The sequence below is a fragment of the Paenibacillus sp. J22FR5 genome (genome assembly GCF_059691975.1).
In genome coordinates this window covers 1-12,645 of sequence record NZ_JCAUAN010000016.1, presented here as the reverse complement: position 1 = coordinate 12,645, position 12,645 = coordinate 1, and the positions used below count along the sequence as shown (strand labels likewise).

Genomic DNA, 12,645 nt, shown 5'->3' with positions numbered 1-12,645 from the left:
TGGGAGGTAAAAATGAGTAACGAAAAATTAGTACAAAGTCAGCAATGGTTTGTTAATCAAAGATTAGGAATGTTCATTCATTTCAATAGCGCTACGTTTCAATTCGCCGATTCAGAAATTGAAGATTGGGAAAACGGGCATGAAAATAATAATGAACCTCGTAGATTCGTTTTCAATCCAAAAGACTGGAACCCAGAACAGTTGGATTGCACACAATGGGCACGAGCAGCTAAATCTGCAGGAATGAAATTCGCTGCTTTAACTGCTAAACATCATGAAGGGTTTAGTTTGTGGCCTACCCGATATACGGATCACTCGGTCGCAAATGCATCTAACAAACGTGATGTCGTGAAGGAATATCTTGAAGCATTCAGAAATGAAGGAATTGCAGCAGGACTTTATTTCTCAATGTTAGATATTCACCATAAAATCGGTAGAAAAAAATGTACACTAGAGGACAAGCAGTTTATTAAAAACCAATTGGAAGAATTATTAACCGGTTATGGTGAAATTCAGTTTTTGATCATTGACGGTTGGAACGCGCATTGGGGTGGCCCTTATTATGAATTCTTGCCATTCGAAGAAATCGATGCTTGGGTAAAACAATTACAACCGAACTGCCTATTGATGAATATTAGTTGTGAATCCAATCTGAATCATACGGATATCGTTTTTTATGAAAATGCTGCCGGCCAAGAAATCGAGGATTCATTTACAGGTCCAGGAGCAAGTTGCAATATCTTAACAAAAACTTGGTTTTGGAGAACGACTGATACCACATTGGAACTTAAAACAGCTGACTGGGTACTGGATAAAGTAACTGATGCAAACAAACACAATGTTACGTTTTTATTAAATGGGGCACCTAATCAGCTAGGTTTATTGGATGAGAATGTGCTGAGTCGCTTTAAAGAAATTGGTGAGCGTTATCAGCAACCTGCAGATCTCACGACAATTCCTGAAAATTGGCTATATAGATAATAGGATAATCACTTACAACGTTTATCGTATTGTGATTGTTCTGAATATTCACAATACTTATTATTTTGCCTAGTACTACGGGCACGAATGCCTTCAGAATTGTTTCCATTTTGGGATAAGACAAATATTAACAGGGAGAGATTTTAAATGATTAGAGTTGGGAAATTAAGTTTTTGGCATGTCCATGCGGATGATTATACTCGTGAAGTATTAATAAATCCAAATACGGAATTAGTGGCGATCTGGGATGAAAATCCAGATAGAGGTGCTGAGAAAGCTATTAAGTACGGGGTTCCTTATGTGAGCTCTTTGGATGAGTTATTAGCTCGTACGGATATAGATGCAGTTGTTGTCGATGCTCCAACTACAATGCACAGGGAAGTTATCGTAAAAGCTGCTAAAGCGGGTAAACATATTTTCACCGAAAAAGTAGTCGCGCCGACTTATGAAGAAGTACAGGAAATCCTTGCTGCTGTTAATGAAGCAGGTGTAAAGCTTACCGTCTCGTTACCACGTCTGTACGATGGATATACCAGTTCTATTTTGAAAGTAATCCAAGAAGGTATCCTTGGCCAATTGACATTGGCACGTGTTCGTCTAGCGCATAATGGATCCACAGAAAATTGGTTGCCGGAGCACTTCTATTCATTAAATCAAGCAGCAGGTGGAGCACTAATCGACTTAGGTTGCCATCCAATTTACCTGGTTCGCCGTTTTCTGGGAATGCCAGTTAGCGTTAGTGCAAGCTATGGCTATGTTACAAGCAAAGAAGTAGAAGATAATGCGGTAGTTACTTTCAAGTACGAAAATGGGGCTATCGGTATCGTAGAAACAGGGTTTGTGACTTCTCATTCTCCTTTTGTAATTGAACTACATGGGACTGAAGGAACATTACTATACGGATACCCTGAAGAAACGATTAAAGTCCGTAGTAATCTCCTACGCGAAGGATGGCAGGATATTGAGTTGGGGAGCGATTCGCCAAGATCTTTCTCTCAATGGGTAGAGCACATCTTGCAAGTAATCGAGGCATCCGAGAATATCTTACTCGCTACGGATCTTACCCGTTTAGTTGAAGCTGCGAATAGGTCAAACACTGAATCTCGAGTTATTCGATTGGATGAATTGAAAACAAAAATTGCAAACGTTTAGGCAAAGAATAGGCTTAATAAATCGACTTACCGTATAAAATTTGGAGAGATGGCATACAAGACGGTAGCCTTTTCTGAGATGAATCTGACATATGAGCGACAGAGTTAAAATCGGAATTATTGGTACCGGGGGAATCGCACGTGCACATGTCTCCGCTTATAAAAAATTGCCTTATGTGGATATTGTAGCTGTAGCAGATATCATCCCTGGACGTGCGAAACTTTTTGAACCGATTCCAGGGGAACAAATACTCATCTAGCAAGCGATCATCGACGGAGTACTTCGTTCGGCGGATCTGAAACGTGAAGTTGAGATTATACTTCTAGATTAATTGTAGTTAATGAGACTGTTAAAGCTAAATTTAAAATAAACCAATTATATTTACACGGAGGATGGACATGAGTAAGTTATTAAAAGTTGGTATCATTGGCTGCGGTGGAATCGCCAACGGCAAGCATCTCCCGGCACTCAGCAATAACAAAAACGTTGAAATTGTTGCTTTTTGTGACCTGGTAGTAGATCGTGCTATTGAAGCACAGCAGAAATACGGCGTGGAAGGTTCGAAAGTATACGCGGATTACCGCGAATTGATTGCTGACCCATCGATTGATGTTGTACATGTGTTAACACCGAATGACTCGCATTCTTTTATTACAATAGATTCTCTTGAAGCCGGCAAGCATGTGATGTGTGAAAAGCCAATGGCTAAGACCGCAGCTGAAGCCAGAGCGATGCTGAATGCTGCCAAGCGCACCGGTAAAAAACTTACAGTTGGTTACAATAACCGCTTCCGTCCGGATAGCCAATATCTAAAAAAGGTTTGTGAGCAAGGTGAATTAGGCGAAATTTATTACGCTCGTGCTCATGCCCTTCGCCGTCGTGCGGTACCAACATGGGGCGTATTCCTTGACGAAGAGAAACAAGGCGGTGGTCCGCTTATTGATATCGGTACACACGCACTTGACCTAACGCTTTGGATGATGGATAATTACAAGCCTGTATCGGTGACAGGCTCTGTATTTCATAAGCTTGGGTCGAAAGAAAATGCCGCTAACGCATGGGGTCCATGGGATCCTTCTAAATTTACGGTAGAGGATTCTGCTGTAGGTTTCATTAAGATGGAGAATGGCGCGACCATTACACTGGAAGCAAGCTGGGCTCTTAATACGCTTGACATCGATGAAGCAAAATGTACGCTCTGTGGTACAGAAGGCGGAGCGGATATGAAGAATGTCCTTCGTATTAATGGCGAGACAAACAGCCGCTTGTTCGTAAAGGAAATTGACTTCTCTGCTGGTGGCGTAGCGTTTTATGACGGCACATCGGAACGAGATATCGATGTGGAATGTGCAGCCTGGATTAATGCCATTCTGAACGACTCAGAAGTTGTTGTAACAGCTGAACAAGCTCTTGTTGTCACTGAGATTTTGGAAGCAATTTATGAATCAGCCCGATCAGGCAAAACAGTCTATTTAAACAGTTAATCTTAGGGAAGATGCATTTAATTCTTAACTCAAAAAGTAATACTAATCAGGTACTTCATTGGAATGTTCCAACTAAAGAAGAAATGATGGATAGCTGGAATCGACGATGGGAAGAAGCAATCAAGAACAACTCAAGCTATTATATTGGAGCCTTAGAAAAACAGAGACGAATTATTGATAATATTGATCTTTCATTCTTCTCTAGCTGTGATCAAGGATGGGTTCATTGGGATCTATGGGTTGATAATTTGTTGTTTTCTGAGCACGAACTTTCTGCAATATTAGATTTTGACAGACACCATTACATTTATCCGGAGTTTGATATTTCAGGGGCAATCCTATCTTGTTCATTAAGGTTTGATGAACTTTATAATGAAGCTGCTCATGCTTTTTTGGAAAGAGCCACCTTACGATTAACTATCGTAAGGTGTTTTCTTTTTAGGCTTTTTTCCTTGAATGTCTGCTCATATTTGAGGGATGTTCATGTCGCTAATGAGGGTATTTTCTTGTCGTTAGACTCTATTATTATTAGTCTAACGACATGAAAGTACCTACAACGAAACCTTGTTAAATCAAGGTTTTTTTGCTTTTGTAGGGATATTCTTGTCGTTTTTTTTGCGACAAGAATATCCCTACAAAACGTGCTAGCGACAAGAAAATCCCTACAAAATAAGCAATGGTAGTTTAAAAGTAATGAAAACTGAACAAAATGGTTAATAATCTATTCCGAAGGAGGGAATTTTTTTGTATACACCATTAATAAAGAAACGAACAGGCAGATATGGAAATAATCACTGGCTTGTGTTTAGTCCCAAATTAAATAGAGAGGTAAATTTATTTAGTGATCTGGAGTTAGATCAATGGATCTTAATTGAAACGGATCCCTCGATTGAAACATTTTGTGAGCAACCATGCGAAGCAAGTGTTGAAGGGGAAGAAGTAACATCAATCTTTGATATGTGGGCAAAACGAAAGGATGGTTCTGATTTATATATTGAAATTAAATACGATAATGACCTGGAGAAGGAGGAAGTAAAGAAACAAATCACAATTCAGAAAAAATGGTGTGATGTGAACGGAAAGGAACATATAGTACGGACAGAAAAGGATATTCGCAAAAACTTGATATATCTAGAAAACTTAAAAGAAATTATTCCTTATGTTCTTAATAGTAATACCCCGGTGGAAATAGATCAGTTTAAAATTAAAGAACAACTCAAGCAGGGTAAGAGCACCGTAGCTGAATTACATAAATTGCTTACTGTATCATTGCCGCGTATATATGAGGCTATCAGCTGCTTAATCTACTCCGGTGAAATTGAAGCGGACATTGAAAAACAACACCTAGGCCTTGAAACGGAGGTCAGGATCAATGGGTAGAAAAATCTTATTTGAAAAGTTAGGTATAGATTACTCGAGTCTTAATTTAGCAGATTGGCCTATCGTGGATACTAGTAACTTCACTGATTCAGATAAAGATAGGTACGAAAGAAGAAAATTGGCCGTTGAGATGTATGTTCAAGGTGAGACACCAGTTCGCGAGATTTCAATTGCTACAGGTATTGAGACAAAAGAAATTTTGCGATTTGTAAATAGATGTCTGGAATCTGATCCATATGGAGATGTCCAGGGATTTAGAGCTCTAAACCCCAGCTTTCATGTGAAAAAATATGAACGTGAGCAACTCCCAAAAGGTAAAAAATCGAACTATTCTGGTGCATTTCAACTTTTACTTGAAAGATATGAAGAGCTAAAGTTCCTCATTACGGATTTAGCTTTAGGAACTAATAAAGATTCATTACAACCCACCTACAGGGTTAAAGACATACATAGGAGAATGATAGATAAGTGTAAAGAACTGAATATTACTGCCGACCAGTACCCACGGAATACAGAAGATCGCGGAAGAAGATCCTTAGAGAGATATGTGAAAAATCTGAAAGAACGCCATTTCGGGAATGCACATATTCATGGAGAAACCGCTGCTATGATTGCAAGGACTGTCGGGAAAGGTGAAAAGAATTATCCAATTAATTTTAGACCGTATAATCGTGTTCAGTTTGATGGACATAAAATAGATTTAATCGTAACGATACGCTATACAGATCCTGATGGTAACTGGGTTAGAAAGACACTGAAAAGAATTTGGCTACTTGTCATTTTAGAAATACCGACTAGGACTGTGCTAGGGCATTTGCTGTGTGTGAAGCCAGAGTATTCACAAATGGATGTCTTACAATGCATGCAAAATGCGATTTATCCTCATCAGCCAAGGGCTTTCACTATTCCTGGGTTGCAATATCCAAAAGAGGGAGCATTTCCCTCATCATGTATTCCAGAGGCTCAATGGGCTGTATGGAGAGAATTCTGGCTGGATAATGCTAAGGCAAACTTAGCAACTAATGTAAAGGATAAACTGACTAAAACCATTGGATGTTTTATGAATGCGGGTCAAGTTAGATCTCCGCTTAGAAGGAGCTTTATTGAGAGGTTTTTTGGAATTCTAGAAGAGAATGGTTACCACCTAATGCCATCTACAACAGGTAGTAATCCAAACGATCCTAGGAGGAAAAATGCTGAAAAGAGAGCTCTGAAAAGTGAAATTAGTATTGAGCATTTAGAAGAATTAACTGAAGTCATGCTGGCACAATATAACAACGAACCTCATTCCGGTGTATCATATTTATCCCCTCTTGAAGCAATGCGTGACAAAATTGCGAGAGGGTTCATCCCAAGAATTCTACCTGAGCATCGTAGACAAGAATTAGGGTTACTGACAATCAGTACTACATGTGTTGTAAAGGGAAATACATCGCAGGGTAAAAGACCATTCATTAATTTTGAAGGTGCCCAATACAGAAATGATTTATTATCAAATAATGCTAGCTTAATTGGGAAAAAGCTGACAATATACATTAATTTAATGGATATTCGGACGATTAAAGCTTTTCATCCAAATGGAAATGAGCTTGGATATTTACGTGTATCGGGAAAATGGGCAATGACACCTCATTCATTGGAAACTAGAAAAGCGATAAATAAAATGAGAAGGCGTAAGGACGAATACTTTCTTAATAAAGAGGATTTTGTTCAAGCTTATTACGATTACCTAGGCAGTAGTGATAGTAAGGCTGATAAGAATAAACTTGCACATGAGCAACGCTACCAGCAAGCACAAAGCCAGCAAAGTCAAGAAGTAGCAATTTCTAATGATGATACTGAGGGCTTAAACAGCTCCACATCAATAAGTCCACCTCACGAAAACAGATCCGAATATACAAGAAGAAATTTCGAAATACCAGCAGACATAAAAGCTATATTTAAACCAATTTCTTTATAAATGTGAGGTGTAATTAATTTGGATTCGTCTAGCAACGCTAATAATAATGATTATCTAAGTAGACCAATTATATCAAGAGGTACACACCCCTTGGAGTTAGACAGATATCTCGTACCCACGAATGAGATAATGAATATGTATTTAGAAGTCGGAGAATGGATTGAAGATAGAACCCCGGGGGGAATTATTCATGGGCGTCAAAGACTAGGGAAAAGTCGCGCAATCGATTTTTTAACACAAACACTACCTTTAAAATACGGAGATGAATTACCTGTTTTCAAGATTCCTGGGAGACATAAAAAAAATCCAAATGAAGAGGTCTTTTATGAATTATTACTAGAAGGAGTAGGACATGGCTTTCCACACAGCGGTAAAAAAAATCAAAAGTTTGACCGGCTTACTAGATTCTTATTAGAAAAAGGTGAGAATTCGAAATATAAAATGATTGTGATGTTTATTGATGAAGCACAATGTCTTTATGAATATAACTATAATTGGCTCATTGATGTATATAATTGGCTTGAAAGATATCAAATAAAATTAACCGTGGTATTAGTTGGTCAACCAGAACTTAAGCACCAGAAAGGACTTTACGTAGCTGAAGGAAAACATCAAGTTGTTGGTAGGTTTATGGTAAATGACTACGAATTCCTCGGTGTAAGAACTATTGCGGACATTACAACTTGTCTTAAAGGATATGATACGATTGAATATCCTTTGAACAGTGGGTGGTCATACACTCGGTATTACTATCCTTTTGCTTATGCTGATGGAAAAAGACTAGAACAATGTGCGACGGAACTATATGAAGCATTTGTAATTTTGCGTCAAGAGAAAAAGATTGGTGGACAGCTTGAAATACCTATGCAATATCTAACTAATACGATTAAGTACGCATTAACTAAGTTTGGAATGGATGGTAAAAAGAAAGGGTGGATCGATCAGGATACATGGATTGAATGTATAAAGAAATCAAGGTATATAGAGTCAGAAATATCATTTATTGTATCAAGTAAATAGATAGGATGTTCTTGATTCAAGGGAAGCGCCTTACGACTAATAGTAAGGTGTTTTTTGTATTTATAGTAAAATCTATATTAATAAGACTATTAACGCATCCTGAATTAGTTAAATTAACATCAATTAGTGACGTGCAGAATGGGGTGAATTTAAAAATCTTCATGAAAGATAATCGAAAAAGGGTATTCTAGGAGCCTGATGAACCCCTCATAGATGACCCGATAATACACAACGATTCTCTCTATTAATAGAACTTTTTATCTGCAATTTTGACGCTTCAGGAGGCTCTATAGCTTAAATTCAATTAATGGTGGACTTATGAAATTCCAAAAGAAATTTCATGGCGTGTGGTTTGTTTACTAGCGCTGGAAGGTATAAATACGTGCTTGTAAGTTTAGATGATACAGAAAAATCTGTGTTTAACCACTCTAGCAACAAATCATTTTTTATTGGTAGATTAAAGTTCCATTCAGTAAAGGATGAAAAATTATAATCTATTATTTTTTTTGTGCAATTACAAATAAAACCACCTGCTCTAGGTTGATTCCATAGTTCGAAATTTAGTGATTTGCCACAATTGCTACAAGTATGACTTAATTCACACAAATGATAAGGACACTGATTTAAGAAACAAAACTGATGTAATAGACTGTGGTATCCAAAACTCAAACACTTTTCACAATAGGTGAATTCATTTCGTAGAAGACAGATGGAGTCCGTTTTGAGTGAAAACATGCTAATCTTTTTTAGAAAACGCTCAGTATGATCATGAATGTCAACACCTAATGAATTTGCAAGTAACACGCGATTAAATCCCTCTAATTCCACCAGACCTCGATGCTGCTTCCCGAGTATGCTGCTACTTAAACTTTTTACTGAATAAGTACCGAATTCTAATAATAAATCTCGGGAGGTAATGACATTTGCATACTTAATCTTTTCAATGATTGACCACCCAGACTCAAACGGGTTTATCCATGCACGATTCCACGTTATGTTTTTCAAAAACTCAACTCCGCTTTTTATTATTTAGTTGTTTCGCTGCCTTGAACTCTGATTTAAGTTGATTAATTTTTTGATAATAATTATTCAATTCTATTTCAGATGCAAAGTTTAAATTTGTTAGTTTTGAGGTAGACACGACGTCCCCAGAATCTAAAAGTAGGGTAAGGGTTTCTGTAATGTCAGAATAGACAGCAGGTATTCTTAATAAGTAGTAAGGACTGTCTGGAGAAAACCACTGTTGTGAGATGGCTGATGAGCAGGAAAATGCAGAACCTTTAAAATTAATCCCGTGCGATGTAACCAGGGCGATTGAATCAGAATCATTAAAAATAATCATAGACAGGTCTCCTTATGTTTATTTAGCTATTAGCATGTATTACCACGTTTGATAAAATAAATTCAAAAATGAACACAAAATGTAATTAAAAAAGATGACAACAGCCATTTCCGGCTTGTTGTCATCTTTTTTCGTGAGTCGTTTTAATAAACTTTGCATTTTTCATCGCATATTCAAGAGCTAAGTTAATTAACTCATTTCTTGAACGGTTACTAATTTTAGAAAGATGATCAAACTTTTCTTGTAAGGCTCTATCTACTCTTATAGTAATCGTAACTGATTTATCTTCTTTTGGTGTAATGATAAAGTCATCTTCACTCATATTATTCACCTCTACCAACAGTATAGAAGTAAATGAGTACATAAAAAAATAACACAATTTGTGTTCAATAATGATTACATTATTACGATTGTGGTAAAAATGTTTATATTAAATTCTTTTTAACCGTCATACGGAGGTAACATCTTATGAATCAAGCTAATTTACAAGCGAAAATGAATATACTAACAGCTGCCAAAAAACTCTTTGCTATCCAAGGATATGAGAAAACAACTGTACGTCAAATCTGCGAAGAAGCAGGGGTAAATATGATGATGGTATCCTATCATTTTCGTGGAAAAGAAAACGTTTTGTCTGCAATATTTCAGACATTCATGCCTTTAGTAAGTGCATCAAATTCTATTGAGGAATTAAACGATCCTGTAAAGAGAATTAGGCAGATTATTTATGATATTACTTCTCTTAGAATTAAAGATCCCGATTTAGTTATAGTAATGCAACAACTTATTTTGTGCCTTGCTCCTCAGAATGAGCTTGTTAAGTGGATAATCATCCCCATATGGAAAGAGTTACGTGATTTACTGGCTCTGGGGAAAGAATGTGGTCTGTTTATGTTTGACTCGATTGACATTACTTTAACTTTCGTAATTAGCTCAATTCTAATGTTTAAACACTGGGACTTTTTTGATTTGATACTACAGGACCCAGGGACAGATAATGACTCATTAGTAAAGGAGGCGAGTAAGTTCGTATTAAATGCTTTAAATTATAGGGGAAATTAAAAATGCCCCATTTATTCTGTAGGAGGATACCATGAGCCTGTTGCAATTAGAACTCTTTATCGAAGAAGAGAAGTATCAGAAACTCAAGCATACGGATAATAAGATCAAGTTGATCAAAGGCTTAGTACGTAATGATTTAGAATGTTTAGATGTTAAACGAAAAGTCTGGGCAGAACATGGTGTTGTAGGTAAATTTGCGAAAGTCAATCGAAACGAATACGATAATCAAAATCTCAATGAGTTTCTATACAATTTAGGTATTTTACCTATGGTTTCGTATGTAGATGGGAAAAACTTAGAAGCAGAAGAAATATGGTTTCTGGATGAGAAAGCCAAAATAAAAATATCTAAGCATGTTCATTTTTATCCCAATAATCTAGCATATAGTAAAAAGTCATTAATCATTGAAGATGCTTCTATCCTTAGTCAAATGAGTACCTTGCAAAAGGTAGAATGTTGGAAAAAGCTGAAACTACTGAATGATTATCTCTCCGATCAATGGATTAATTTAATCCAAGACTTAACTAATTCATTTGAATCTAATGAAACTAAAAATGTAAAGAGCAAATTCGGCACTTTCATATTCAAAGAAAATAAATTATTTTGTCCTAAAGATGTGCTTAAGTTTATGGGTGAAAGGGTGTTACTAAGAAGTTGTAAGACCGATTTTCAAAAATTAGAGGAATATGCTGCAAGAGGTTTTTTGAATCTACCGGAAATAAATAACTATAGGAGAATAAGTGGAGCTAAAGTACATTTTTCATTAATGGAATTAAGCAAGGAGGAAATAGTAAATGCATGGTTGCATAAAAGGCAAAATAGACTGTCAGAACTAAGCAGAAATCGGTTTCTACCAACTGATTTACTAGGGGATACGAATTTATGGATTATGTGATTATGTGTTAGCGGCACTGGAAAAGGATATGAAGAATATGTGAATTAGTACGAGATGGCTATAGAATGTAAGTATGATGTATTGAGTCTCGAGGAGAGCAACGGCCTATGATATAAGTCATGATTGTTGATGTTATCAAGGAAAGTGGATTTGAAGTGGTATGTGAGGCAACATCGAGACTAGAAGCGATTGAGATGTATTATTGCATCATCTTGATATCACGATGCCAGAAATGGATGGTGTTCAGGCATTAACGAAAATTCTGCAAAGTTTTCCCGATGCAAAGATCATCATGTGCTCAGCGGTGGGGCAGAAACCGTTGGTTATTGAAGCCGTACTTGCTCGCGCGAAAGACTTTATTGTAAGCCGTTTCATGGTGAGCGGGTGAAAGAGTCTATATTAAGGGTTTTGGGTTAGCACCGTATATTATGGGGGAAACCACTTGCATGGCTACGGTTCTTCTTAAGACAGGATCGCTTACTGGTGATGGACAAGACATCATTATTGATGTAATGGTCTATAGGGATCACGCCGATATGAATTCGGCTCAAAAAGTCTCATCCCTAAAGGATGCTTCAGAGGCAATTCAGGGGTTAGAGCTCAATGAGAAGGCTACCAAGCAGCGCATCGACTTCATCATTGAACCAATCGAGAAGCCAGAGTCTACACCGATTCCAACACCAATTCCGGTTCAGCCTGAGAAGAATAATATTCCGTATAAGTATTTTCCTCTTCTCTTGATCGTAGTGCCTTTCCTTCGTAGACGAAACGTGATTATCTACGCTCTTACTAATGATTCTACAGATGAAAAAGGTACGCTAATCAAGAAGATGCGAGTCAAGTCTAAAGATGGAGCAGTTATTGACCTTACTGGTTTGAGTGCCGAAGAGTTCAAGATCGAATTCAAGCGTCCTAAGCAATTCAAGGACAAAGTCGTTATCGTTATGTATGGGGAGCTTCAGAATAGAATCCAACTCACTGGTGAAGAGAAGAGCTTTATCTTCCCCCCCCGAAGAGGAGTAATCTTAGTCAGTATTTTGAAGAAGCGCTTCGCTAACTGCGAGGTGCTTTTCTTTTCGTTAAAAAGGGGTGTATCACTATTATCAAAAATTGTTTACTGTTTGAACCACTGAGTCGAATTTCACATGACTTAGAGGCACGCTGGAAACAAATTTAACACCCAATTTCAGAGAAAAGATATATCAAGTAAGAGGAAGGAGCGTGAAAATTATGAGTGCACTACTGAACGGTATCAATGTAAGCGTCAAATCGTCCACACCTTACAAACTCCCCCTATTCATGAGAAGATGATGGCATCCTAAGAAAAACAGGAGGTTGCTTCATGTCCCTAAAAGAACAACGCCAATAC

Annotated in this window: 14 protein-coding genes; 12 read left to right on the top strand and 2 right to left on the bottom strand. The window is 37.3% G+C overall.

The features are described from left to right. The first annotated feature begins 12 nt into the window (after nt 1-12). From AC58P7_RS19635 to AC58P7_RS19600, 8 genes are all read left to right on the top strand, one after another. Nucleotides 13-981 carry an alpha-L-fucosidase gene (locus AC58P7_RS19635; RefSeq protein WP_497345798.1) on the top strand — a complete coding sequence of 323 codons (969 nt, stop codon included), beginning with the start codon at nt 13-15 and terminating at the stop codon, nt 979-981. Between the two features lie 147 nt (nt 982-1,128). After that, nucleotides 1,129-2,133: a Gfo/Idh/MocA family protein gene (locus AC58P7_RS19630; RefSeq protein WP_497345796.1), complete on the top strand. Its 1,005-nt coding sequence runs from the start codon at nt 1,129-1,131 to the stop codon at nt 2,131-2,133. Between the two features lie 91 nt (nt 2,134-2,224). Next, on the top strand, nt 2,225-2,392 hold the full coding sequence (locus AC58P7_RS19625) for a hypothetical protein (RefSeq protein WP_497345794.1): 168 nt from the start codon (nt 2,225-2,227) through the stop codon (nt 2,390-2,392). 139 nt (nt 2,393-2,531) lie between these two features. Continuing rightward, complete coding sequence (locus AC58P7_RS19620) at nt 2,532-3,617, top strand: Gfo/Idh/MocA family protein (protein ID WP_497345792.1); 1,086 nt, start codon at nt 2,532-2,534, stop codon at nt 3,615-3,617. An 11-nt stretch (nt 3,618-3,628) separates the two neighbouring features. Beyond that, nucleotides 3,629-4,162 (top strand): phosphotransferase, encoded by a 534-nt coding sequence (locus AC58P7_RS19615; RefSeq protein ID WP_497345790.1) that lies wholly within the window; start codon nt 3,629-3,631, stop codon nt 4,160-4,162. Between the two features lie 199 nt (nt 4,163-4,361). Further along, on the top strand, nt 4,362-4,997 hold the full coding sequence (locus tag AC58P7_RS19610; protein WP_497345789.1) for a TnsA endonuclease N-terminal domain-containing protein: 636 nt from the start codon (nt 4,362-4,364) through the stop codon (nt 4,995-4,997). Next, entirely contained in the window at nt 4,990-6,957 is a 1,968-nt protein-coding gene (locus tag AC58P7_RS19605) for a hypothetical protein (RefSeq protein WP_497345787.1), read from the top strand. Before AC58P7_RS19610 ends, AC58P7_RS19605 begins: the two co-directional genes overlap by 8 nt. Before the next feature lie 129 nt (nt 6,958-7,086). Continuing rightward, nucleotides 7,087-7,977 carry an ATP-binding protein gene (locus AC58P7_RS19600; RefSeq protein WP_497345786.1) on the top strand — a complete coding sequence of 297 codons (891 nt, stop codon included), beginning with the start codon at nt 7,087-7,089 and terminating at the stop codon, nt 7,975-7,977. A gap of 1,009 nt (nt 7,978-8,986) precedes the next feature. Here AC58P7_RS19600 and AC58P7_RS19595 read toward each other — a convergent pair. Together AC58P7_RS19595 and AC58P7_RS19590 are read right to left on the bottom strand one after the other, a co-directional pair. Next, nucleotides 8,987-9,319, bottom strand: a complete 333-nt coding sequence (locus tag AC58P7_RS19595; RefSeq protein WP_497345784.1) for a hypothetical protein — start codon at nt 9,317-9,319, stop codon at nt 8,987-8,989. A gap of 121 nt (nt 9,320-9,440) precedes the next feature. Then, the gene (locus AC58P7_RS19590) at nt 9,441-9,641 is read right to left on the bottom strand and encodes a ribbon-helix-helix protein, CopG family (RefSeq protein ID WP_477503831.1); all 201 of its coding nucleotides are present in this window, start codon (nt 9,639-9,641) and stop codon (nt 9,441-9,443) included. A gap of 146 nt (nt 9,642-9,787) precedes the next feature. Between AC58P7_RS19590 and AC58P7_RS19585 the strand changes: the two genes are divergently transcribed. From AC58P7_RS19585 to AC58P7_RS19570, 4 genes are all read left to right on the top strand, one after another. Continuing rightward, the gene (locus tag AC58P7_RS19585) at nt 9,788-10,381 is read left to right on the top strand and encodes a TetR/AcrR family transcriptional regulator (RefSeq protein WP_497345782.1); all 594 of its coding nucleotides are present in this window, start codon (nt 9,788-9,790) and stop codon (nt 10,379-10,381) included. A 31-nt stretch (nt 10,382-10,412) separates the two neighbouring features. After that, the gene (locus tag AC58P7_RS19580; RefSeq protein ID WP_497345780.1) at nt 10,413-11,276 is read left to right on the top strand and encodes a hypothetical protein; all 864 of its coding nucleotides are present in this window, start codon (nt 10,413-10,415) and stop codon (nt 11,274-11,276) included. Nucleotides 11,277-11,478: 202 nt separating this feature from the next. Next, nucleotides 11,479-11,664 carry a response regulator gene (locus AC58P7_RS19575; RefSeq protein ID WP_497345778.1) on the top strand — a complete coding sequence of 62 codons (186 nt, stop codon included), beginning with the start codon at nt 11,479-11,481 and terminating at the stop codon, nt 11,662-11,664. Between the two features lie 58 nt (nt 11,665-11,722). Next, nucleotides 11,723-12,409, top strand: a complete 687-nt coding sequence (locus AC58P7_RS19570) for a hypothetical protein (protein WP_497345776.1) — start codon at nt 11,723-11,725, stop codon at nt 12,407-12,409. Nucleotides 12,410-12,645: the final 236 nt, after the last annotated feature.